The sequence below is a fragment of the Clostridia bacterium genome (genome assembly GCA_014360065.1).
Lineage (GTDB): Bacteria > Bacillota > DSM-521 > Neomoorellales > JACIYF01 > JACIYF01.
This window is the reverse complement of record JACIYF010000006.1, coordinates 1-23,696: the sequence shown is the minus strand read 5'-3', so window position 1 is coordinate 23,696 and position 23,696 is coordinate 1. Positions and strand designations below refer to the sequence as shown.

Sequence of the window (23,696 nt, the reverse complement as noted above, 5' to 3'; positions counted from 1 at the left end):
TTGGGGAGGAAAGCTCTGATGCCGAAATTAGACAACGTTTCTAACCGGCTGGCTGGATCGCGGGGTAGCTTTAACCGAGCCCTGGTCATCCCGGCCATTAAGGATGCCTTTCGCAAACTAGATCCTCGGGTGCAGGTGCGCAACCCGGTGATGTTCGTGGTCGCCATCGGTGCCTTGCTCACTACCCTTTACACCCTGCGAGATCTGCTTGGGGGCGGAGGGACGGCGATAGCCCTCAATCTGCAACTGGCCCTGTGGCTATGGATAACCGTTCTCTTTGCCAACTTTGCCGAAGCTTTGGCGGAGGGGCGGGGTAAAGCCCAGGCCGAATCCCTGCGCCGCACCCGCAGCGAGACCGTGGCCAAGAAATTGGTGGGCGGTCAAGTGCAGCTGCTGCCAGCTTCTGGGCTGCGCAAAGGCGATGTGGTCTTGGTGGAGGCGGGAGATATAATTCCTGGCGATGGTGAGGTGATCGAAGGTATCGCCTCCGTAGATGAGAGCGCGGTCACCGGCGAGTCGGCGCCGGTCATCCGGGAGTCGGGTAGCGATCGCAGCGCTGTGACTGGGGGTACCCGCGTCCTCTCCGACTGGATTAAGGTGCAAATAACTGCTAACCCGGGCGAGACCTTTCTGGATCGGATGATCAGCCTGGTGGAAGGAGCGCGGCGGCAAAAGACGCCCAACGAAATCGCCCTGACCATCTTGCTGGTGGGGTTGACTATCGTCTTTCTTCTAGCGGTGGCAACCCTGGAGCCCTTTGCCATGTATTCTGGCGCCCCAGCTCCGGTGCCCATCTTGATTGCTCTATTGGTATGCCTGATCCCCACCACCATTGGCGGGCTGCTCTCCGCCATCGGCATCGCCGGCATGGACCGCCTGCTCAAGCGCAACGTCCTCGCCATGTCGGGTCGGGCGGTGGAAGCAGCTGGCGATGTGGACGTCCTGCTCCTGGACAAGACGGGCACCATAACCTTGGGCAACCGCATGGCTACTGCTTTCCTTCCGGCCCCCGGGGTAAGCGAGGAGCAGCTGGCTGATGCTGCTCAGCTGGCTTCCCTGGCGGATGAGACTCCGGAAGGGCGCAGCATCGTGGTGTTGGCCAAGAAGCAATTTCAGCTGCGGGAGCGGGATTTGGCCAGCCTAAAAGCTTCGTTTGTCCCCTTCAGCGCCCATACCCGCATGAGCGGCGTTAACTTGGAGGGGAGGGAGATTCGCAAGGGAGCTGCCGATGCTATTTCCGCCTACGTAGGGGAAAAGGGCGGTTCCCTGCCGGCACAGGTCAAGGACACGGTAGAGAAGGTGGCCAAGGAAGGTGGCACTCCCCTGGTGGTAGCCGAGGGTGCCCGGGTGCTGGGGACCATTTACCTCAAGGACATAATCAAAGGCGGCATCAAGGAGCGCTTTGCCGAGCTGCGCCGCATGGGCATAAAGACGGTAATGATCACCGGGGATAACCCGCTGACGGCGGCCGCTATTGCTGCCGAGGCCGGGGTGGACGATTTTTTGGCTGAAGCCACCCCCGAAGCCAAACTAAAGCTTATCCGCGATTATCAGGCTAAAGGTCACCTGGTGGCCATGACCGGTGACGGCACCAACGATGCCCCGGCCCTGGCCCAGGCCGATGTGGGCGTGGCCATGAATAGCGGTACCCAGGCCGCCAAGGAGGCCGGCAACATGGTGGATCTGGATTCCAATCCCACCAAGCTGATAGAGGTGGTGGAGATCGGCAAGCAGCTTTTAATGACCCGCGGCTCGCTTACCACCTTCAGCATTGCCAATGATGTAGCCAAATACTTTGCCATCATCCCGGCTCTGTTCACGGTCACCTACCCGCAGCTTCAGGCGCTAAATATCATGCGATTGGCTACCCCCCAGAGCGCGGTGCTTTCGGCGGTGATCTTTAATGCCTTGATCATCATTGCTCTGGTGCCCTTGGCCCTGCGCGGGGTGGCGTACCGGCCTTTGGGGGCCAACGTCATTCTCCGCCGCAACCTCCTGGTCTATGGTTTGGGTGGCCTGGTGGTGCCGTTTGTGGGCATTAAGCTGATCGACTTGGTCGTCCACGCCCTGGGCCTTGCCTAGCTTGGGCACCCGGAAATAAATGGGCGGTCAAAGGAGTGCCCTTGCGGCCAGCCGCACAACCAGACAGGAAAAAAGCACGTACGGGATGCTAGGGGCTGGTCCGGAAGCGATATTAAGCCGGGCGGATAAGCCGCCTTAGCGACGCGAGGACCAACCCAGCTTTCAACTCCGGAACCTGCCGGTAAGGGCTAATAAGGCGGTCCGGAAAGCAAGTACCTACGAGCCAGGATCTTCGGCCGGTTGAGGGCTGGGCGACCGGAAATAAATGGGTTGCTGCAGGAGGAGGATGCTCGATGGCTAAAAGACTGCTAACGGCGGTTTCGATGCTGGTGGTGATGACGGTTGTGACCGGGATCATTTATCCTCTGGCCGTCACCGGCCTGGCGCGGGTGCTTTTCCCGCAAAAGGCCTCCGGCTCCTTAATCTATCGCAATGGGCAACCAGTGGGGTCAGCTCTTATCGGCCAGAACTTTAGCGACCCCCGTTACTTTCATGGCCGACCCTCGGCTGCGGGCAAAGCGGGCTATGACGCTACTTTCTCCGGAGGTTCCAACCTCGGCCCTACCAACGGGAAACTGGTAGCGAGCGTGGCCCAGCGTTTGGCGGCAGTGCGGGCGGAAAACAGCCTGCCTGCTGGGGCGCCAGTGCCGGCTGACCTGGTAACTGCCTCGGCCAGCGGCTTGGACCCAGATATCAGCCCCGAGGCGGCTTACCTGCAAGTTCCCCGGGTGGCTCGAGCCCGGAATCTTCCTGAAGAAAAAGTGCGGGCTTTGGTAGAAAAGAACATTATCGGCCGCCAGTTTGGCATCTTGGGAGAACCGCGGGTAAATGTGCTAAGGTTAAATTTGGAGCTGGATAAGCTCTCCTGAAGGAGTGAGCCGGTTGGAAAGAGAGGCGGAGCGCCCGGATCCAGAGGATCTGTTGGCCCAGGCCCAAACTGAGAGCCGGGGACAGATGACCATCTTTCTGGGGGCGGCAGCGGGGGTGGGCAAGACCTATGCCATGCTGGAGGCTGCCCATGAGCGCTTGGCCGATGGCGTAGATGTGGTGATCGGCTGGGTAGAGACTCACGGCCGGCCCGAGACTGAAGCCTTGGTCAAGGGCCTTCCGATCATCCCGCCTCGAAAGCTGGAATACCGGGACAAGATCTTTTTGGAGATGGATTTGGATGCCATTCTCCAGCGCCGGCCCCGGCTAGTCTTGGTGGATGAACTAGCCCACACCAACATCCCTGGCTCCCGCCATGTGCGGCGCTACCAGGATGTAGAAGAGCTTTTAGCGGCGGGCATCAATGTGTATACCACCTTAAACATCCAGCACTTGGAGAGCCTCAACGATATTGTGGCTCAAATCACCGGGGTGCGAGTGCAGGAGACGGTACCGGATCGGTTCCTGGAGGAAGCTAGCCAGGTCCAGCTCATCGATATCCCGCCGGAGGAGCTGATCGAGCGTTTGCGGGAGGGCAAGGTCTACGTTCCCCCCGAGGCCGAACGGGCGCTAGAGAATTTCTTCCGGCCAGGCAACATCAACGCCCTGCGGGAACTGGCCCTGCGCTATACCGCCCAACGGGTGGAGGGGCAGCTGGACCGTTATATGCGCGTCCACGGTATTGCTGGCCCTTGGCCAGCTGGGGAGCGGGTTATGGCCTGCGTCAGCTCCAGCCCTTTCTCCGCCCAGGTAATCCGGGCTGCTAGGCGCATGGCGGCCAGCCTCAAGGCCGAGTGGCTGGCCGTCCACGTGGAGCCGCCCGATGGCCTCCCCGGCGACGAATCCCAGCAAGAGCAGCTGGCGCGAAACCTGCACTTAGCTGAAAAGCTGGGGGCGGAAGTAATAACTTTGGTGGGCGAGGATCCAGCTGAAGAGCTATTGAATCTAGCCCGCCGCAAAAACGTCACCCAGATCGTCATCGGGCGGCCCTTGCACCCTCGCTGGCAAGAGCTGTGGCAAGGGTCGTTGGTGGAGAAGATCGTTAGCGGCAGCCAAGGCATCAGCGTCCACATTATTCCTGGAAAGATGAGGCCCCGGGGCAGAACCCGGGCTCCGGAGCGGCGTTACCGGCGCGGCCCGTCTCCCGGCTCCTATGCCGGAGCGGCGGTGGCGGTGCTAGTGGTTACAGCCTTTGGCAAAGTCTTGCATCCGGCTTTTGATCTGGCCAATATCGAGCTGCTCTATTTGCTGCCGGTGTTAATCAGCGCTGTGCGCTGGGGTAGGGGACCTTCGATTCTGGCATCGCTGCTTGGAGTATTGGCCCTGGATTTCTTCTTTGTGCCGCCGACTTTAAGGTTTACCATTGCTGACCTCCGCTATTTCTTAAGCTTTGCGATTTTTTTAGTGGTTGCGATCATCACTGGCACCATGGCCACGCGCTTAAAGACCCAGGCCGAGAATGCCCGGCGCCGGGAGAACCGGCTAGCCGCCCTTTACTCCCTCAGCAAGAAACTGGCGGCCAATACTGACGCTCAGGAAATATTGGGGGCAGTAGCTAAGGCGGTGATGGAGGCTACCGATGGCGAAGCGGTCATCCTGATGCCTGACCAGGGCGGGCAGCTTGGCATCCGGGCAGTGGCGCCTTCTCTTCCTGGGAAGTGGCTGGACCACAATGAACAAGCAGTGGCCAAATGGGTTTTTGACCACGGCCAGATGGCCGGCTGGGGAACGGAAACTTTGGCTGGAGCCGAGGGCTTGTATTTACCCATGAAAACCCAGGAGAAGATCCTGGGAGTTTTGGGGGTACGGTTGGGACATCCCAAGCGCTACCTGAGCCCGGAGCGGCAGCGCTTGCTGGAGGCCTTTAGCAGCCTGGCGGCCATGGCAATCTTGCGGCTGCAATTGGCGGCCGAGGCTGAACAAGCCCGGTGTCTTGCGGCTTCAGAGCAGCTCCGTACCGCTCTCTTCAATTCCATTTCCCATGACTTGAGGACACCCCTCGCCTCCATCACTGCGGCGGTGACCGGATTGCTGGAAGGGGGAGAAATCTACCAGTCCGAAGCCCGGGAGGCCCTGCTGCAGACAATCAAAGATGGGGCTAGGCGCATGAACCGTCTGGTGAGCAATCTCTTAGACAAGGCGCGCTTGGAGAGCGGGATGTTGAAACTTAACCGGGAATGGTGTGACATCCAAGATATCGTGGGAGTAGTCTTGGACCAGCTGCAGGAAACCCTCGAGGACCATCCGGTGGAAGTGGATATCCCTCCCGAACTTCCTTTGGTCAAAGCTGACTTCAGCCTGATCGAGCAGGTGCTAACCAATTTGCTGGAGAATGCCAGCAAATACTCTCCGCCGGGGACGGAGATTGCCCTCAGCGTGCGCCAGGCAGGAGAAGAATTACAGGTGAGCGTAGCCGACCGGGGCTGCGGGATTCCCGAGGGCGATCAGGAGCGCATCTTTGACCCTTTCTACCGGCTGCACTTGCCCCACCGGGTAAGCGGTACCGGACTGGGCCTCTCCATCTGCAAGGGAATTGTCGAGGCCCATGGTGGCAGGATCTGGGCGGAACCGAGATCCGGGGGTGGGGCCGTGTTTACCTTTGCCCTGCCGATAGACCAGCAGCCGAAAGCCCAATTGCCTCCCCTGAAAGAAGGTGAAGCTGGTGGCCGATAAGGGCGCTCGCATTCTCATTATCGATGACGAGCCTCCCATCCGCCGCTTGCTGAAGGTGGGGCTGTCCGCCTACGGCTACGAGCTGGCAGAAGCGGCCTCGGGCTGGCAGGGGATACAGGAGGCTGCTTTTTTCCATCCGGACTTGATCATTCTAGATCTAGGATTACCCGACCTGGACGGCCTGGAGGTAGTGAAACGGTTACGAGAGTGGTGTCAGGCCCCCATAATTATTCTCTCGGTCCGGGAACAAGAAGGCGACAAGATCCAGGCTTTGGATGCGGGGGCCGATGACTATGTGACCAAGCCCTTTGGGATGGGCGAGCTCTTAGCCAGAATCCGGGTAGCCCTGCGCCACGCCGCCAAAAATGAAGATGAACCGGTGCTGACCCTGGGCGGGCTGACGGTGGATCTGGCCCGCCGGCTAGTATTGGTGGAGGGAGAAGAAGTAAAGCTTACCCCCACGGAGTACGAGATCCTGAAAAACCTGGCTACCCATGCCGGGCGGGTGCTTACCCACCGCCAGCTGCTTCGCACCATTTGGGGACCGGAATATGAGGGCGAAACCCATTACCTTCGGGTCTATATTGCCCAGCTGCGCCGGAAGATCGAGCCCGATCCTACTCGCCCCCGTTATATTCTTACCGAGCCCGGAGTTGGTTACCGGTTGGCTGTAAGCGAGTAAAGCAACTATAGCCCCACTGCTGCCAAGGCGGATGAATGGATCCGGCTTAAGCCCGGCTCCGATGCTGCCCTGGCCTTGGGGCTGGCCCGGGTGTTGATCGAGGAAAATTGGTGCGACCGCGACTTCATCACTAGCTTTACCGATTTGCCGCTCTTGGTTCGCCTGGATAACGGCAAGCGGCTACGGGCCGAGGAGGTCGAAGGATTAGATGTACCTTCCGGCATACCCCCTTACCGGGAAGCCTTTGTGGCCTATAACGGCCATCTCGTGGTCGTCCACCCGGAAAGGCTGGATCTGCCTGCCGACGTTATCCTGGACGGACAAATCGAAGTCCGCCTGAAGAACGGCAGCCGCACCAAGGCCAAGCCGGTATTCTCGCTCTTAAGGGACAAGCTTCGTACCTACACCCCTGCCTACGTGGAAGGGGAAACTGGGGTGAGGCGAGAGGTATTAGTTCGGTTGGCGCGGGAGATGGCCACCACCCGGCCTCTGCATGTGATCTACGGCGCTAGCGCCTACCAGTGGTACCACGGCGATTTAAAAGGCCGGGCTTTAGCGCTTTTGCCGGTGCTCACCGGCAATCTAGGCCAGCCTGGCGCCGGCATATCCACCTATGCCGGCCAGTACCGCATCAGGTTTGACATCAAGAGCTGGTGGTTTCCACAAAGCCCCAAGTGGGTACCCTGGCTCTATTTTCTCCATGGTCCTACCCGGGAGATGGCCGCCAAGTACCCGGCCCAAGGCATCAAGGGGCTGATCTTTGGTTGAACGAGCTGGAGGATTATCGGCCCAAGGTTTTTTTAAACCCCAGCGATGCTAAAGCCAAAGGCATCAGCGATGGTGATTTGGTGGAAATCTATAATAGCCGAGGCCGGGTACGGGGCTACGCCGCCCTTGACCCGGGAGTGGGCCCCAAGGTGGTGGTATTTGAGCAGGGGTGGTGGAGCCGCTACCTGGAAGGTGACTCCTATAACTCCCTTACTTACCCGTTTATTAAGCCTACCCATGAAGTCTACTTCATTCCTGGCATATGGTCTCCTAATACCGCTTGGAACGAGGCCCTATGCGATGTCAGGAAGGTAGGTGAGGAGAAGTGAAGCTGGCCATGGTAATTGATCTTGGCCGCTGCATCGGCTGCCGCACCTGCATGGTGGTCTGCAAAGGGCACAATTCCCAGCCTCCCGGTACCTGGTGGAACCGGGTTTTTACCCCTGGCAGCCGCTACCACCAGAGTGCCCATCCCAACGCTGGGGGGATAGGGATGTCTTTTTTGCCGGTCTCCTGCCAGATGTGCGAAAACGCGCCTTGCGCCAAGGTATGCCCGGTGGGAGCTACTTATATTGACAGCCGGGGTCGGGTGCTAGTCGATTTTGAGCGCTGCATCGGTTGTCGGTACTGTATGGCCGCCTGTCCCTATGGAGTCAGGCAATTCAACTGGGAAGATCCCAGAAGGGCTAAGGCCAGGGCTGGATATATGCCTGGTTACGATTACGGATACCCCTTTCAGCACCGAGATGGGGAAGGGCGCTTAGTCTATTTGCCCGATCGCCCCCGCGGGGTGGTGGAAAAGTGTACTTTTTGCGTTCAGTATACCGACCGCGGCCAGCTGCCCATCTGCGTTCAGGCCTGCCCGGCGCAAGCTCGTACCTTTGGCGACCTGGACCAGCCTGACTCCGAAGTTAGCCGTTTGGTGCGGGAGGAGGTGCCGGTGCGGCTGAAGGAGGAATTGGGGACCAGCCCCAAGGTCTTCTACCTTGAGGCTGGCCGGCGTCGTCCAGCCCTGAATTCGGGGACGTAGGTGCGGAGTTCACATTGCTCGGGCACTGCTCAGGCAGCCAAGATTCTGCCAAGGTGCAATGACCAATAGTTGAGTCTGGGGGATCCGGCCACGGACATGAACGTCCGATTGGCCGCCCAGCACTCAAACCACCGCAGTGGTCTGGCCTTGTAGATAGCTGGCGCATGGGCTTTGCCACCAGGCCTGGACTGGAGAGTTGAGTGCTGGGCGCCGAAGGGCGAGGGGGAGCCATACGGATCGCTGGTGAGGCCATTTGGAGCCGCGACAGCGCCTCGGCATGGGGAATGTTTCGGAAGCATCTGGTTTGGGGGGAGAGGATTGGGCCCATGAAAAAACATAACCTGGCATCCTATGTAGCTCTGGCGCTACTGGCGCTAAGCCTGTTGGCCTGGGGATATCAGCTGAAAGCCGGCCTCATCGTTACCCACATGCGCAACCCCTTCAGTTGGGGGCTCTATATTGCCACCTTTGCCTTCTTTGTGGGCATTGCTGCTGGCGGGTTAATCGTTTCTTCGTCAGTCTACCTGTTCAATCTCGCCTGACCAGGTGGTACTTGTTGGATAGATTGGTGGGTTGAGTGCTGGGACTTAGGCGGGTTGGCTGGGGTGGGCGGCTGGCCACCTCAGGGTTCGCATGGCGTTAAGTACCGCCAGCAAAGCTACCCCCACATCGGCAAAAACCGCCTCCCAGATGGTGGCCACCCCCAAGGCGCCTAGGCCTAGGAAGAAAGCCTTGATCCCTAAGGCTAGGGCCAGGTTTTGTTTGACGATGCCGGCGGTTCGCCGGGCGATTTCCACCGCAACTGGCAGCTTAAAAAGATCATCTTCCATGAGAACCACATCGGCGGCCTCGATGGCGGCGTCGCTTCCCAGGCTGCCCATGGCTATCCCCACATCAGCTCGGGTAATCACCGGGGCATCATTGATGCCATCGCCCACGAAGGCCAGCTTATGCCGGCGGCGATCGGGGAGGGCAGCTTGTAACTCCTCCAGCTTGGATACCTTGTCCTCAGGCAAAAGTTCAGCGAAGTAGCGATCCACGCCTAGCTCACTGGCTACCTGGCGGGCTGCTGTCTCCCCATCGCCGGTCAGCATGACCACTTGCTTTATGCCCAGCTCCCGGAGCCGGTCCAGGACCTGAGCTGCTCCTGGCTTTACCTGGTCGGAAATGACAATGTAGCCCGCAAAGGTGCCGTCAATGGCTACATGTACTCCGGTACCTCCCAAATTGCATATGTCATGGGCAATATCCTCCCGATGCATCAGCCGGTCATTTCCGGCCAACACCCTTTTGCCGTCCACCAGGGCGCTAATGCCGTGGCCCGGTATCTCTTGGTATTGGCTTACCCTCTCGGCGCCAATTCTCTCTCCGTGAGCCAGGCAAATGGATTGGGCCACTGGGTGGCTGGAATGGACTTCAGCGGCCGCGGCCGCCGCCAAGAGCTCGCCAGCTTGAAACCCGTTGTACGGGACCATATCAGTAACCTCAAAGCTCCCCTTGGTCAAGGTGCCGGTCTTGTCAAAAACTACTGTGTGCAAGCTAGTCAAGGCGTCCAAAAAGTTGGCGCCTTTGACTAGGATGCCTTGGCGGGAAGCGGCGCCGATGCCGCCGAAATAGCTGAGGGGGATGGAAATCACCAGCGCGCACGGGCAGGCGATTACTAAAAGCACCAAGGCCCGGTAAATCCAGGTGGCGAAAGTGGCTTCAGGAATTACTAGGGGCGGAATGATGGCCAAGGCCAAGGCTCCCATGACCACAGCTGGAGTGTAATAACGGGAAAAGGCGGTTATGAACTTCTCGGTAGGGGCCTTGCGCTCGGCAGCGCTCTCCACCAGCTCCAGGATGCGAGCTACCGAGGACTGGTTGAAAGGCTTGGTTACTCTCACGGTGAGAAGGCCAGCGCCGTTGACGGTTCCGGCCAAGATCTCGCTCCCCTCGGCTACCTCTCGGGGCACTGGCTCCCCGGTCAAGGCGGAAGTATCCACCCAGGAGGCCCCCTCCTCTATTACCCCATCCAAGGGTGCCCTTTCCCCGGGCTTGATTATGATGGCTTGACCCACTTCTACTTCTTCCGGCCGGACCCTTTTAGTCTCCCCGTTGCCTTTCAGGTTTGCGTACGTGGGCCGGACATCCAGTAGAGCAGTGATGGAGCGGCGGGAACGGTCCACGGCCTGGTCCTGGAAATGCTCCCCCACCGCATAAAAGAGCATCACTGCTGCTGCCTCCGGCAGCTGGTGAATGGCAATGGCCCCGATAGTGGCAACAGTCATCAATAAGTTTTCGTCAAAGACCTGTCCCCGGAGCAGGTTGCGGGCTGCTCTGGCCAGCACCGGCCAACCTGTCAGGAGGTAGGAGGAGAGAAGGACCACATATTCGGCCCAAGCGTATGGAGTCTGGTGTAGCTCCTGGTTAAAGATGAAACCCACGGCCAAAAGCAAGCCTGCGATTACTAATTTGGCCATAGACCTGTTCACCTCTCCTCAGCAAAGTGGGCTTGCGCCTCGCGGATCAGGTTGAGGATGTGGTCATCATCTAAGGAATAATAGACCATCTTTCCTTCCCGGCGGTACTTGACCAGGCGCATGGCCTTAAGGAGGCGCAGGTGGTGGGAGATGGCGGGCAGGCTAGTATTGAGAAGGGTGGCCAAATCGCAGACGCAAAGTTCCTGGTGAGCCAAAAGATAGAGGATCTTGGTTCTGGTTTCGTCGCCTAAGACCTTAAAGATCTCCGAAAGGCCGGCCACTTCCAGTACCAGGCCCTTCAAATGTTCCAGCTGGCTGGAAGGGCAAAAAGTGTCACAGACGTCGCCATTGAGGTAGCCGGGGCGGTTGTTACGATCGCGCTCCTCCTGATCCGATGGCAAGGATAATCACCTCAAACGATTAATCAATTGTTTAATTCATCATAACCTGGCTGTTCGCTTGGTGTCAAGATCTCGATGGGGAGAAGTCCGATCCCCATGCCGCCCAGGCGGCATCACGAAGCCCGCAAAAACTAAGAATCTGGGAGCGCGGGACTTCAGGGAGGCTCGAGCGCTAGGTAGCTCCGCGGAGGGTTACGGAGTGTAAGCCAGCCCAGAGCTGGAGGGAAATCATCGGTAGTTTGGGTAGTTTGGCCCGTGAAGGTCATGGAGCGAGCCGGAGCTTGGCAGGCTAGAAAAAACTTGCATGCTCCGGCTTGATGGGGATTTGAGGTCGCCGGGCTGAGGAAAGGGCGGGCGACCTTGTCAGGTCGCCTTTCCGCTTGGTTGGGGGCGCTAGCCCCAGCTTGCCCACTAGTTAGAACTTGGTTAGATACTCCTCGATTTCCCAGGGGTGGACCTGGATCCGGTAGCGGTCCCACTCGATCTTCTTGGCTTCGACGAAACGTCTGAAGATGTGCTCTCCCAGGGCCTGTTGAATTACCTCATCGCGTTCTAAGGCCTTAACTGCCTCTTCTAAACTGGTAGGCAGCACTTGGATGCCGTTTTTCCGCAACTCTTCCTCGGACATATCGAAGATGTTGCGATCGCAGGGGGGAGGCGGGGTAAGGCCGCGCTTGATGCCATCGATTCCCGCGGCTAGGCATACTGCCAGGGCCAGATAAGGGTTGCAAGACGGATCCGGACTCCTAAACTCGATCCGGGTGGACATTCCCCGCTTGGCAGGGATACGGATCAAGGGGCTGCGGTTGCGGTGCGACCAAGCAATATAAACTGGAGCCTCGAAACCGGAAACCAGTCGTTTGTATGAGTTGACGGTTGGGTTGGTGATGGCGGTAACCGCCGGGGCATGTTCCATAAGGCCGGCGATATAGTTCATGGCTACCTGGCTGAGCTGGTATTCACCGTTGGGATCGTAGAAAGCATTCTCCCCATCGCGCATCAAGGACTGATTTAAGTGCATGCCGGAGCCAGGTATGCCAATGATGGGCTTGGGCATAAAGGTGGCGTGGAGCCCGTGCCTTTGGGCGATGGAGCGGACCACAAAGCGAAAGGTGGCAATTTTGTCAGCCGTATCCAGAGCATCGGAGTACTTGAAGTCGATTTCATGCTGTCCAGGGGCTACCTCATGATGGGAAGCCTCTACCTCAAAACCTAGCTCTTCCAAAGCCAAGACCATGTCTCGACGAGCGTTTTCCCCTCGGTCCACCGGAGCTAGGTCAAAGTAGCCGGCTTGATCGTGGGTGTGCAAGGTAGGTTTGCCGTCCTCATCAGTATGGAACAGGAAAAACTCAGCCTCAGGGCCCACGTTCATGCTAAACCCCATGGCTTCGGCCTGGGCCAGAATGCGCTTGAGGTTGCACCGGGGGCAGCCACTGAAGGGGGTGCCATCGGGATTATAAACATCGCAGATCAGCCTAGCTACCGCGCCCTCGCTGCCGTTATGCCAGGGGAGAATGAGAAAGGTGGAGGGATCGGGCCGAAGGTACATGTCCGACTCCTCAATGCGGACGAAGCCCTCGATGGACGAACCATCGAACATTAACTCCCCGTCCAAAGCCTTGTCCAACTGAGCGTTGGAAATGGAAACGTTCTTTAACACGCCAAAAATGTCGGTGAACTGCAAACGAATGAAGCGGACGTTTAAATCCTTTACCAGGGTTCGCACATCATCGCTAGTTAGTTTGGCCATTGCCCCGCACCTACCTGTTGCCCAGATTTCTTGCTCGGATCTAAACCGGACTAATTATAGCATATAACCTTGCCCGCCAACCCCCCTTTACCCAGCCTGCCACCGCCCGCCGAAGGCGCGTCAGCCATGCCGGGCGCTTAGGTGGAAGGGGCCGCTATTGGACTGTTCTCCTGGCTTGACCCCTTGGGCGGTTTTCATTCCTATACCTGGTGACTGGTTGGGTGCCGGGGCAAGCGCGCCTAGACGTGTCAGCCGCCCCGGGTATGGCAGCCGTGGCTGGTGGATTGTCAGCTGAGGTTGGTGGCTTGGATGTAATGGGCCCGGCGCTAAACCAGTAAACCGATTTAGCGCTGGGCCCAAAAGCCAAAGCTTCGACTGCAATCTAGCCCATCCCCTGGCAGGCCTAGACCTTAGTCTTAACCCAAGATGGCGTCTACCTCTTCCTGGTCCAGGTCCATGATGTACTTGATACCGGTTATGGCAGCGGCCTCAGGAGTTAGAGCAGCAAGGTCATCCCGGCTGATGAGATCGGTCCGGAACTTGCGGGCGCCGCACATAAACTGCCGCAACCCTTGGGCGATCCTTTCGAAGTAGGTGTAAACGCCGATGGCTCCGGCCGGCAATTCTGCGAAGCGATCTCCCACCAGCTCCTTGACTTCCGAGGCCAGTACCATGACTTGGTCGAGCTCGGAACCGTAGCGCTGGTATTCAGCCGGCACTTTGCCCTCCTTGATGCGCTCGCCCACCAGCTTTCCGACCATGGCCGCAGTCAGCGGGGCCCGGGCCATCTCCACCGCTTTGACATAGGGGGCACCTAGGGCCAGCCCCTTAAACACATGATCCTCTAAGGTAAAGCCGCCGGCGATGGCCACGCTGGGAATAAAGGCTCCCTTGGCTGCCAGCCGCTCCAGGTACCGAACCAACAGGGCTTCGATGTAGACGGTGGGAATGCCCCATTCGTTCATCATCCGCCAGGGGCTCATACCGGTACCGCCGCCGGCACCGTCCACCACCAGGAGGTCCAGCTTAGCGTCGGAGGAAAACTTCACCGCCCGAGCCAGATCAGCAGGGCGGTAAGCGCCGGTTTTCAGGAAAATGTACTTGGCTCCGGCCCGGCGGAGCTCGTCCACTCGTTGATGGAAGGACTCTTCAGTTACCATGCCAATGCGGGAATGGCGTTCAAACTCCTTAAAAGCCCCATGGCGATAATCCTCTTGCACCCTTGGATCTTCAGGGTCGGGCAGGACTACATAGCCCCGGCTCTTAAGCTGCAAGGCTCGCTCCAGGGTGTCCAGCTTGACCTCGCCGCCGATGTCCTTGGCCCCCTGACCCCACTTGATCTCTACTGCTTCCACGCCCAACTTCTCCAGGGCATACTCCTGCACGCCCAGGTTGGTATCTTCAACGTTGGCCTGGACGGCGATGGCGCCATAGCCCCGGTACCAATCCTGGAAGGCCTTGACCCTACTTCTTAAAGCCGGCGACTCGACTACGCGGCCATTCTTGATGTCAGCATTAGGATCCATGCCGACCACGTTTTCACCGATGGTAATCAGCACTCCGGACAGAGCGGCGCCGGCAGCTAAGTGTGACCAGTTGTTGGCGGCCACGTTGGTGGACCCCATGGCTCCAATGACGATGGGCAAGCGGAGCTTGATTTTGTTCTCGGCGCCGATGATGGTCTCCAGGTTTACCGCTGGGAAAATGGCCTGGTTGCTATCGGCGGCGATGCCATGGGCTCCCACAGCAGTGCCCATGATATTGAAATGGGAAAGATCTACCGGATAATCCTTTTGGGATGCCGAAGTAGTGGTGCCGAAAGGTTGGGGATAAATTACTTCCTTGCCTCGGATAGCTGATTTGCCGATCTCGCAAAAGCCTACGCAACCATCCAGGCAGGTAGTGCACATGCCGCTGTAAGGGCAGTAGCTGTCCTTCAGGCGGTGCTTGGTTCGAGTGGCTTCAGTGGCGTTGGTACCTAGACTGTAAGTCATACCAAAAATACCTCCCTCAAATCGAAAAAAATTGTGCTTTTATGCCTTAGCCCGCGGCGTTAAAAAACCTGCGTGCCATCTGCCTAGTTAAAGGGGTGGGTCTGATTAGTAATTGGCGAAGTACTCCTTGACCTCCCAGCAATGCACGACCGATTGAAAGCGGTTCCACTCCGCCTCCTTCTGGCTAAAAACCCAGTCCAATAAGCCGTCTTCCATGCTTTCATGTAACCATAAGCAGCTTTTGGCAGCCTGGAGAGCCTCGCCCAAGTCCTTAGGCAATTCCTGGGCGGAGATAAGCTCGTGGATGGGCCTGGGCTCATCCGGTTCCGAGGCTGACGTTTCCCAAGTAGCTGCGACGGTAATGGCAGCCAGAGCTAGGTAGGGGTTGGCAGCCAGGTCTGGAAAGGCAAGCTCCCAAGTGTTGGCGGATGGAACCTGAATGCTTTCCTCCATAGGCATCCTTAGGAGTCGCTTGTAAGAATTGACCAGAGGGTTGGTAAACAGGAGGACGCTCTTGAGCCTCTTGGCCAGGTTAGCCGCCAGCTTTTGAGCTCGGTCTTCCTCCATCTCTACCTTTAAGGTCAAACCAGATCCGGGGAGATCTGCCAGCGGCTGGGGCATGAAGGAGGCCCTCAGGCCGTGGCGCTGGGCGATAGTTCGAACTACGAACTTGAAGGTGACCAGATTATCAGCCAGGGTCAACAAATCATCGCATTTAAAGGCGATTTCATGCTGGCCAGGACCAGCGGCATGGCGGGAATAATCGGCTTGGATGCCCATTTCTTCCAGGGTCAGGACCACATCCCGCCGGACATTTTCGCCCAAGTCCACCGGGCTCAAATCGCAGAAGCCAGCCTGGTCATGGACTTCGGTCCGGTTGGGTCCGTGCAGGTTGAGGTTGGCTCCCTCATTAAAAAGGTAGAACGCGCAGGTGGCGCTAATCTCAGAGAGGGTTGGCAGGCCAGCTGCCATCTTTAGGTTTATCCGGGGGCAAATATCATAATCCCTACCGAAATCAGGAATATCAATGTTGCATAGCAACCGGGCTACTGCCCCTTCCCGTGGCCGCCAAGGGAAGATGACAAAAGTCTTGGGATCCGGAGTTAAGCGAATGCTCTTGGCAGGGATTCCCAAGCGTGAAGCCGTAGAGCTGTTGAAAATCATGCCTTCCTGCAGGGCCCGGGGAAGATCTTTGACGGTGATGGCGATATTTTTTAAGATTCCCAGCGCATCCGTAAACTGCAGGCGGATAAACTTGACGTTATATTCTTCGGCGAAATGCAGGACATCCTGGACATTGGCAATCTCCATGGCGGAATAAACCACCTCTCCCGAAAATCTACTCCGAGCCCGCCCACTCGCCTGGCGCCCACCGGACCGGCTGTAATAGCCTCCCTAGCTTAGCTGGGCTCAAAAGCAAAAGCGTCCGCCGTTGGGCTGTGAGCCCAACTCCACGGACGCCTTCGCCCCAACTATTCCTTTGGTCTAGTGCCACATGTTAAAGGAGTAACAAGCTTCAGTCAAGGGGGCAAGCCTATGAATACTGTATACATTGGATCCCTTCTGCGGACCAACCAGGGTAACCTTCTCTTCGCAACTTGAGATGCCATTTCTCAAGATGGCAAGTGCTCAGCTGCCCAGAACCCAGGCCTTTCTGCTAGGAGCTCGAAGCTGTTTAGAGTTAGTGCCGCGGGCTTCTCTCTTCTCGACCTTTCTTTATGCTGCTGCAATGGCAAGGTTTTTGCAGGGTAAGCCTGTTAGTAACAGAACATGCCTTAGCGCTTATGTTTAGGAGGAATCATCATGCCATCCATCACCATCGATCCTCACCGCTGCAAGCAATGCGGCATCTGCATTGCCTTCTGCCCAAGGGAGGTTTTCGGATCCGACCGGGCCGGAGGGCCGGTAGTAGAAAGGCCTGACCGGTGCAGCGCCTGCGGGCTCTGCGTTATGCGCTGCCCGGATCTGGCCGTAGAAGTGGAGGGTGTATGATGCAGCTTTTCATGCAGGGAAATGAAGCCATAGCCGAAGGGGCCATAGCTTGCGGGGCCCGTTTCTATGCCGGCTACCCCATCACCCCCTCCTCGGAGATCGCCGAGGTGGCATCGAGAAGGCTTCCCCAGGTGGGCGGGGTATATTTGCAGATGGAGGATGAGCTGGCCAGCATGGCCGCCATCATCGGCGCCTCCCTTTCCGGGGTGAAGTCCTTTACCGCCACCAGCGGCCCCGGCTTCTCCCTGATGCAGGAGAACCTGGGGGTGGCGGTGATGGAGGAGGTGCCCTGCGTGGTGGTGGACGTCCAGCGCTCCGGCCCCAGCACCGGCCTTGCCACCAAGCCGGCCCAGGCCGACCTGATGCAGGCGAGGTGGGGCCGCCACGGGGACCAGGCCGTAATCTGCCTTTCCCCGGCCACGGTAAGGGAGTGCTTCGATCTTACCATCGAGGCCTTCAACCTCTCCGAGCGCTTCCGGGTGCCGGTAATCCTCTTGGCCGATGAGATCGTGGCCCACATGCGGGAGAACGTGGAGCTTCCCGACCCATCCTCCATAAAGGTGGTGGACCGAAAGCTCCCCACTTGCCCCCCGGAGGAATACCTCCCCTTTAAGCCTGACCCCGACGGGGTGCCGCCTTTAGCCTACTACGGGTCAGAGTACATCTTCCACGCCACCAGCTCCATGCACGGGGAGCGGGGCTACAGCCAAAACGACCCCGAAAATGCCGCAAAAAAGATCGAGCGGCTGTTCTCTAAGCTCACCCGGCATATGGACGAGATCGTTCATTTTAAGCGCTACTACCCCGGTGATGAATTCGACCTTCTCATCATAACCTTCGGGGCCACCACCCGCCCCGCCCGGGCGGCAGCCCAAAGGGCCAAAGGGGAGGGCATAAGGGCGGGGGTGCTTCAGCTTATCACCCTCTGGCCCTTCCCCGAGGAGCTGGTGGAAAAGGAAGCCCGGCGGGCCTCATCGGTCCTGGTATGCGAGCTAAACCTCGGCCAGCTGGTGCACGAGGTAAAAAGGGCCGCAGGAAAAGACAAGGTGTTTGGCCTCCACAAGGCCAACGGCGAAGGATTTACCCCCAAGGAGATCCTTTCCCGCATTAAGGAGGTGGCCGGCAGTGCCCAGGCTTAACCCCAGCTTTAAGCGCTACCTCGACCACAGCATGCTCCCCCACCTCTGGTGCTCGGGGTGCGGAAACGGCATCGTCCTCTCCTCCCTGGCTCGGGCCCTGGCTGAGCTCGGCCTTGAGAGAAACCAGGTGGTGGTGGTGACCGGCATCGGCTGCTGGGGCAAGGCCGACGACTACCTTTCCACCAACGCCCTCCACGGCACCCACGGGCGGGCCCTGGCCTTCGCCACCGGCATTAAAGCGGCAAACCCAAAGCTTTGTGTCATCGTCCTCATGGGGGACGGGGACGGGGCCACCATCGGCGGAAACCACCTGATCCATGCCGCAAGGAGGAACATCGATCTCCTGGCCGTGGTGGTCAACAACCACAACTACGGCATGACCGGCGGCCAGGTATCGGCCACCACTCCCGCCGGAGCCGTTACCAGCACCACCGCCTACGGCAACCCGGAGCGGGAGTTCGACCTCTGCGAGCTGGTTATGGCCGCCGGGGCAAACTACGTGGCCCGGGGCACCGCCTACCACGTGCCCCAGCTTGACCGGCTCCTAAGGGAAGGCATCGAAAAGAAGGGCTTTTCCTTCGTGGAGGTGATGAGCCCCTGCCCCACCCAATATGGCCGAAGAAACCAGCTGGGAGGGGCGGTAAAGATGATGGAGTGGCTCCGGGACCATGCCGTACCGGTAAAATCCTTCCGGGAAAAAAGGGATGATCTTCCCCCCGGCTCCTTCCCCATCGGCAAGCTCCACGAGGGGGACGACCCCGACTTTAACACCCGCTACCGGGACATCCAGGCCCGGGCCCAAAAGGAGGGACAGGTATGAAGGACACCTGGCAGGTGATTCTTGCCGGAGAGGGAGGGCAGGGGCTGATCGTGGCCGGCATCCTCCTTGCCGAAGCTGCCTCCGTGTTTGAGAACCTGAATGCCACCCAGACCCAGTCCTACGGCATCGCCAGCCGGGGCGGCTTCTCCCAATCGGAGGTGGTCATAAGCGCCCACGAGATCATCTACCCCGGGGTGGAGGATCCCGACATCGTCCTTGCCCTCACCCAGGAAGCCTACGACCTCTATGCTCCCAAGCTTTCGGAGGCGGCCCTTCTAATCTACGACTCCGACCTGGTAAGGCCGGATCCTAAGCCCAAGGCCCAATCCTTTGGGTTTCCCCTCACCGAGACCGCCCGGGACCTGGGCCGGGTGGGGGTAACCAACCTGGTGGCCCTGGGGGCCATCCAGGCGCTCTCCGGCCTCATAAAGCTTGAGTCCCTGGAGAGGGCCATAACCCACCGCTTCGGCCAGAAGGCGGCCGAGCTGAACCTTAAGGCTCTTGGGCGGGGAGTGGAGCTGGCGAGAGCAAAAGCATAGTGCTTCTTGGGTGAGGAGGTAGCTGCTGTGGGCGGGGGTTCTGATCATTACTCGACTACCTGCGTGCATCACGGGGAGAAGAAAGGGGATTTCCTCGATTCCATCGTTCCTCCAGTGTTTGAAACTGTTAACTTCTATTTCCATACCCTTGAGGAGGCCGAAGATTATTTTGCCGGGCGGGGGCCGGAACGCTACTATTATACCCGAGGTCTCAACCCTACGGTCCAGGTACTGGAAAAGAAAATTGCCGCCCTCGAGAAGGCTCCCGCCTGCAAATGCTTTGGCTCGGGTATGGCAGCTATTGCTGCTGCGGTGCTAGGTAAAGCCCAGGCTGGAGATCACATTGTCAGCGTAAGCGGTGTCTATAAGAACGCCTACCGGTTGCTTACGGAAGTTGCTCCCCGGTTTGGAATCGAGGTAACCTTCGTTTCTGGGGAGAGCCCAGATGATTTCCTTGAGGCCATGCGCCCTAACACCCGCGTCATCTATTTGGAGAGCCCTACCAGTTCAACCTTGGCCCTGCAGGACTTGGGTGCAGTAGCTGAACTTGCTAAGAGCCATGGCATCACAACTATCATCGATAATACTCTGGCAACCCCTTACAACCAGAACCCCCGAGACTTTGGAATTGACATTGTGGTGCATGCGGCTACTAAGTACCTGAACGGCCATGGGGATGTGCTCATGGGGGCGGTTTGCGGTGACGAGGAAACCATCGCCGGGCTGCTGCGCCGTGAGCATGCCCTCATCGGCGGCATTCCTGGCCCTTTCGAGGCATGGTTGGTCCTGCGAGGCTTACGCACTTTTCCTTTGCGGATGCAGCACTTCAACCGGGCCGGCCTTGAGGTGGCCAAGTTCCTGGAGCAGCACCCTCGGGTATCTCGGGTTTATTATCCTTTTTTACCTTCTCATCCCCAGCATGACTTGGCTTCTCGCCAAATGCGGGGCGCCAGCGCCATTATAGTCATGGAGCTAAAGGGCGGGCCTCAGGCGGTATCTCAATTCATGGATCGCCTCGAGCTTTTCCGCATTGCCGCTAGCTGGGGTAGCTTTGAGAGCCTGGTATGGTATCCCTTGAGCGGGGTTTCCGCTGCTAAGGATCCCGAATGGTTGCGGTTTCGCCAGCTCAATCCCTCCATGGTCCGCCTATCCTTGGGACTCGAGGACATCGACGATCTCATGGCTGATTTAGATCAGGCCTTGGCTAGGGCTGGTATGTGATATAATATCCCCCGGATAGCTTGTTCCCATAGATTACCCGGATAGGAGTCTTAGTGATGGCTGGAGCTTCTTGGGTTGAACGGGCAGCATTGCTGCCCCATGGGCTTACGGTTTTTTCTCAGGTTGCCAACGACAGGGTGGTAAGCTCACTGCAGCAGTTACTAGAGAGCCTAGCTTCCACGCCGCCTTGCCTTCAGGAGATCTTTAAAAAGTACCATCGTTTCTGCTCGCTGGCCTGGGAGTGCGGCTGGCCAGGCTACCTGCTGGATTTGATCATTGATGACGAAAACCAATTCAGCCGCCAGGCGGGCTTAGGCGGAATTGGCGCGGTTGATCCTGGTATTGCCGAGTTGGCGGCAAGAGACCTATCCACCCTTCAGCAATTGGCCGGCATAACGGCTGGGCAAATCAAAGCTACAGCTTGCCAAATATTAAAGGAGACAGGAGCTCCAGAGCTCTCACCAGGCTCGAAACAAATAGGCCATTTGACTGCTGGCCATGAGGTTGGTGTTGCTTGTGGCCTGGGCCAGGCATTGAATCCTTTTGATCCCCATACCTGGGCCGAATGGCCGAGCCAGTTTAAGTTGAACTGTGAGCCTACTACTCTGGTCCGCCACCCGCAGACTGTAAGTGCTGCTGTCTCTTGGCTAGAGGCTCGGCGCCAGCGGGTCAAGCTAGCGATCGCTGAGCGCAGTTCCTGGGAGTCAGCTTTGGATGAGCTGGGCCGTTATTATCAGGAGGTGGGTTGGGGCCTGTTTGCCCGGTTTGTGGCCTTTCGGTGGCAACGGGGTAAACAGGGGGGTAGCCGGGCTGACGGCTTTGGTGGAGGTCATCTGGTAGGCATTAGAAACCCTGACCCTATCTGCCTGGACCACCTGGTGGGTCTGGCTGAGGAACACCGAGTAATACTTGAAAATACCGAGTATTTTTTGGACGGCTATCCTGCCAATAATGTTCTTCTATATGGGGACCGCGGTACTGGTAAATCATCTACAGTTAAGGCCTTGTTGAACCAGTATGCTTACCGAGGGCTACGGTTGGTAGAACTAGCTAAGGCTGACGTGCTAGACCTTCCACTACTGATGCGGCAGTTGGCCGTCCGACCCCAGAAGTATATCATCTTTATTGATGACCTGGCCTTCGATGATGCTGATCCGGGGTACAGAGCTGCCAAAACCGCCCTGGAAGGAGGGCTTGAAGACCAGCCCGCTAACCTCTTGATTTATGCGACCTCTAACCGTAGGAACCTAGTTCGGGAAACCTTTAGCGAACGGCAAGGGGACGAAGTTCGAGTCCAAGATAGTTTTCAGGAGAAGCTATCTTTGGTCGACCGCTTTGGGTTGGTGGTGACTTTTGCCAGCCCAAACCAGGAAGGTTACCTTAGAATCGTCGACGCCTTGGCCGAGCAAAGGAAGTTGGACGTGGACCGGCACCAGCTTCGCCAACTAGCCTTGCGGTGGCAAGTATGGCATAATGGCCGGTCTGGCCGTAGCGCTCGCCAGTTCATCGATTACATAGAAGGTAGAATTAGAAGTGGCGAACCTCTAGCAATGGCTTGGTAAGAACAAGCTCGGGTTCAAGGCTAATCACAGCCCAACCCGAGCTTGATCCTTTCTAAGAGTTACCTGCTTACCGCAGGAGATAAGAAGAAATCACTACCTTTTGGATTTCGCTGGTACCTTCGTAAATCTCGGTAATCTTGGCGTCGCGCATCATTCTCTCAACTGGGTATTCGCGAGTGTAACCATAGCCGCCAAAGATTTGTACCGCCTTGGTGGTGACTTCCATGGCTACTTCGGCAGCAAAAAGCTTGGCCATGGCACTGGCGTGACCATAAGGCTCACCGGCATCTTTTAGCAAGGCGGCCTTGTAGACTAGCATCCGGGCTGCCTCAATCTTGGTGGCCATCTCTGCTAGCATGAACTGGATACCCTGCTGCTGGGCAATGGGTTTGCCGAACTGCTGGCGTTCCTTGGCGTAGTTTAGGGCTTCTTCGAAAGCACCTTGGGCAATTCCTACGGCCTGAGCAGCAATTCCGATCCGGCCTCCGTCCAACGTCGATAGGGCAATATAGAAGCCCTTGCCTTCCTCACCCAGCAAGTTTTCTGCTGGTATTTCGCAGTTTTCGAAGACCAATTCTACTGTAGCTGAACTCCGAATGCCCATTTTCTTTTCTTTTTTGCCAAAGGAAAAGCCAGGAGTTCCTTTCTCTACAATGAAAGCGCTGATACCGCGGTGACCCTTAGAGCGGTCGGTGGAAGCAAATACGACGTAAGTCTCGGCTTCGCCGGCGTTGGTAATAAAGATCTTGGTGCCATCAAGCACATAACCGGAATTGGTTTTCTTGGCCGAGAGGCGCAAGGATCCGGCATCAGACCCGGCTGAAGGCTCGGTTAGCCCAAAGGCGCCGAGGTGTTTGCCTTCACAGAGCGGTACCAAGTACTTCTGCTTTTGCTCTTCGGTCCCGTATTTATAGATGGGCCAGCTAGCAAGGGAGGTATGGGCAGAAAGAGTAGTACCAGCGGAGGCATCAACCCGGGATATTTCCTCCACAGCTATGGCATAGCTTAGCGTATCCGCTCCGCCACCGCCATATTCAACCGGAAAAGGAATGCCGGTGAGCCCTAGTTCTGCCATTTGATCAAAAAGAGAACGGTCGAAATGCTCGGTTTCATCGCGCTCAGCTGCTCCCGGCTTGACCTTCTCCTCAGCAAAGTCCCGGACCATTTGGCGCAACATCTGCTGTTCCTCGGTCAACTTTAGATCCATGGTATTACTCCTCTCGTTGTTGAATTTTATAGTTGGGCCTAGGATCAGACCCTGAGCATGCACTTGGCCTTGTGTAACCTTTCACAATCGTATCCAATTATAACCTTCATTCCTTCAACGTAAACTCCCAAGCGCAAAAGTAATCATCACCCACTGGATCGGGCGGACACCCCAAACAGCGAGTCTCGATTCGGGGATCGATGGTATGAGCAAAACCACTATATTCTACCAGCCCCACCGACTTGCATGGAAAATCAGCTAATCCCTTGCGTCGGCGCGCGGCTTGGACCCGGCAGTCAATCATCTTAAACACCATTTTATTCGGCGCTAACCACTGGATTTCCTGCCTGTTAATGTAAGCATAAAGGCGCCATTTCAAAGCTTCTTCCAGGGCCTTCAGTCCGCCCCCAGGAGCGATGTTGTGCCGCTGCATGATTCGTTTGGCTT

The 23,696-nt window shown here is 57.7% G+C and carries 20 protein-coding genes and 1 pseudogene; 14 read left to right on the top strand and 7 right to left on the bottom strand.

The window, feature by feature from the left end; genetic code table 11:
- The first annotated feature begins 18 nt into the window (after window positions 1–18).
- From kdpB to nrfD, 8 genes and pseudogenes are all read left to right on the top strand, one after another.
- Complete coding sequence (gene kdpB / locus H5U02_02155; protein MBC7341249.1) at window positions 19–2,082, top strand: potassium-transporting ATPase subunit KdpB; 2,064 nt, start codon at window positions 19–21, stop codon at window positions 2,080–2,082.
- A gap of 293 nt (window positions 2,083–2,375) precedes the next feature.
- Entirely contained in the window at window positions 2,376–2,951 is a 576-nt protein-coding gene (kdpC, locus tag H5U02_02150) for a potassium-transporting ATPase subunit KdpC (protein MBC7341248.1), read from the top strand.
- Window positions 2,952–3,036: 85 nt separating this feature from the next.
- Window positions 3,037–5,682: a sensor histidine kinase KdpD gene (locus H5U02_02145; protein MBC7341247.1), complete on the top strand. Its 2,646-nt coding sequence runs from the start codon at window positions 3,037–3,039 to the stop codon at window positions 5,680–5,682.
- On the top strand, window positions 5,672–6,364 hold the full coding sequence (locus H5U02_02140) for a response regulator (GenBank protein ID MBC7341246.1): 693 nt from the start codon (window positions 5,672–5,674) through the stop codon (window positions 6,362–6,364). The genes H5U02_02145 and H5U02_02140 overlap by 11 nt, the downstream gene beginning before the upstream one ends.
- A gap of 39 nt (window positions 6,365–6,403) precedes the next feature.
- The gene (locus tag H5U02_02135) at window positions 6,404–7,132 is read left to right on the top strand and encodes a molybdopterin-dependent oxidoreductase (GenBank protein ID MBC7341245.1); all 729 of its coding nucleotides are present in this window, start codon (window positions 6,404–6,406) and stop codon (window positions 7,130–7,132) included.
- Entirely contained in the window at window positions 7,129–7,461 is a 333-nt protein-coding gene (locus H5U02_02130) for a hypothetical protein (GenBank protein ID MBC7341244.1), read from the top strand. The genes H5U02_02135 and H5U02_02130 overlap by 4 nt, the downstream gene beginning before the upstream one ends.
- The gene (locus tag H5U02_02125; protein ID MBC7341243.1) at window positions 7,458–8,162 is read left to right on the top strand and encodes a 4Fe-4S dicluster domain-containing protein; all 705 of its coding nucleotides are present in this window, start codon (window positions 7,458–7,460) and stop codon (window positions 8,160–8,162) included. The genes H5U02_02130 and H5U02_02125 overlap by 4 nt, the downstream gene beginning before the upstream one ends.
- Before the next feature lie 326 nt (window positions 8,163–8,488).
- Window positions 8,489–8,698: pseudogene (nrfD, locus tag H5U02_02120) on the top strand (polysulfide reductase NrfD).
- A 51-nt stretch (window positions 8,699–8,749) separates the two neighbouring features.
- On the opposite strand, the gene cadA reads toward nrfD, so the two are convergent.
- From cadA to H5U02_02095, 5 genes are all read right to left on the bottom strand, one after another.
- Window positions 8,750–10,624, bottom strand: coding sequence for a cadmium-translocating P-type ATPase (gene cadA / locus H5U02_02115; protein MBC7341242.1), 1,875 nt, complete (start codon window positions 10,622–10,624; stop codon window positions 8,750–8,752).
- A gap of 8 nt (window positions 10,625–10,632) precedes the next feature.
- A complete protein-coding gene (locus H5U02_02110) occupies window positions 10,633–11,025 on the bottom strand; it encodes a helix-turn-helix transcriptional regulator (GenBank protein MBC7341241.1) in 393 nt (130 codons plus the stop codon).
- Window positions 11,026–11,440: 415 nt separating this feature from the next.
- Complete coding sequence (gene glnA / locus H5U02_02105) at window positions 11,441–12,775, bottom strand: type I glutamate--ammonia ligase (GenBank protein MBC7341240.1); 1,335 nt, start codon at window positions 12,773–12,775, stop codon at window positions 11,441–11,443.
- A 416-nt stretch (window positions 12,776–13,191) separates the two neighbouring features.
- Window positions 13,192–14,769, bottom strand: a complete 1,578-nt coding sequence (locus tag H5U02_02100) for an FMN-binding glutamate synthase family protein (GenBank protein MBC7341239.1) — start codon at window positions 14,767–14,769, stop codon at window positions 13,192–13,194.
- A 105-nt stretch (window positions 14,770–14,874) separates the two neighbouring features.
- On the bottom strand, window positions 14,875–16,080 hold the full coding sequence (locus H5U02_02095; GenBank protein MBC7341238.1) for a glutamine synthetase: 1,206 nt from the start codon (window positions 16,078–16,080) through the stop codon (window positions 14,875–14,877).
- Between the two features lie 492 nt (window positions 16,081–16,572).
- Between H5U02_02095 and H5U02_02090 the strand changes: the two genes are divergently transcribed.
- Genes H5U02_02090 through H5U02_02065 form a run of 6 tightly spaced genes read left to right on the top strand, consistent with a single transcriptional unit; the run spans window position 16,573 to window position 22,042 of the window.
- A complete protein-coding gene (locus H5U02_02090) occupies window positions 16,573–16,761 on the top strand; it encodes a ferredoxin family protein (protein ID MBC7341237.1) in 189 nt (62 codons plus the stop codon).
- A complete protein-coding gene (locus tag H5U02_02085) occupies window positions 16,758–17,900 on the top strand; it encodes a 2-oxoacid:acceptor oxidoreductase subunit alpha (GenBank protein MBC7341236.1) in 1,143 nt (380 codons plus the stop codon). The genes H5U02_02090 and H5U02_02085 overlap by 4 nt, the downstream gene beginning before the upstream one ends.
- A gap of 31 nt (window positions 17,901–17,931) precedes the next feature.
- Entirely contained in the window at window positions 17,932–18,720 is a 789-nt protein-coding gene (locus tag H5U02_02080; GenBank protein MBC7341235.1) for a 2-oxoacid:ferredoxin oxidoreductase subunit beta, read from the top strand.
- On the top strand, window positions 18,717–19,259 hold the full coding sequence (locus tag H5U02_02075; protein MBC7341234.1) for a 2-oxoacid:acceptor oxidoreductase family protein: 543 nt from the start codon (window positions 18,717–18,719) through the stop codon (window positions 19,257–19,259). Before H5U02_02080 ends, H5U02_02075 begins: the two co-directional genes overlap by 4 nt.
- A 27-nt stretch (window positions 19,260–19,286) precedes the next feature.
- Window positions 19,287–20,480, top strand: coding sequence for an aminotransferase class I/II-fold pyridoxal phosphate-dependent enzyme (locus tag H5U02_02070; GenBank protein MBC7341233.1), 1,194 nt, complete (start codon window positions 19,287–19,289; stop codon window positions 20,478–20,480).
- Window positions 20,481–20,536: 56 nt separating this feature from the next.
- Window positions 20,537–22,042, top strand: a complete 1,506-nt coding sequence (locus H5U02_02065) for an ATP-binding protein (protein ID MBC7341232.1) — start codon at window positions 20,537–20,539, stop codon at window positions 22,040–22,042.
- 67 nt (window positions 22,043–22,109) lie between these two features.
- Here H5U02_02065 and H5U02_02060 read toward each other — a convergent pair whose 3' ends face one another.
- Window positions 22,110–23,249: an acyl-CoA dehydrogenase gene (locus tag H5U02_02060; protein ID MBC7341231.1), complete on the bottom strand. Its 1,140-nt coding sequence runs from the start codon at window positions 23,247–23,249 to the stop codon at window positions 22,110–22,112.
- Window positions 23,250–23,355: 106 nt separating this feature from the next.
- Window positions 23,356–23,696 (bottom strand): hypothetical protein (locus tag H5U02_02055; protein ID MBC7341230.1); only part of this gene is annotated, 341 nt, incomplete at its 5' end.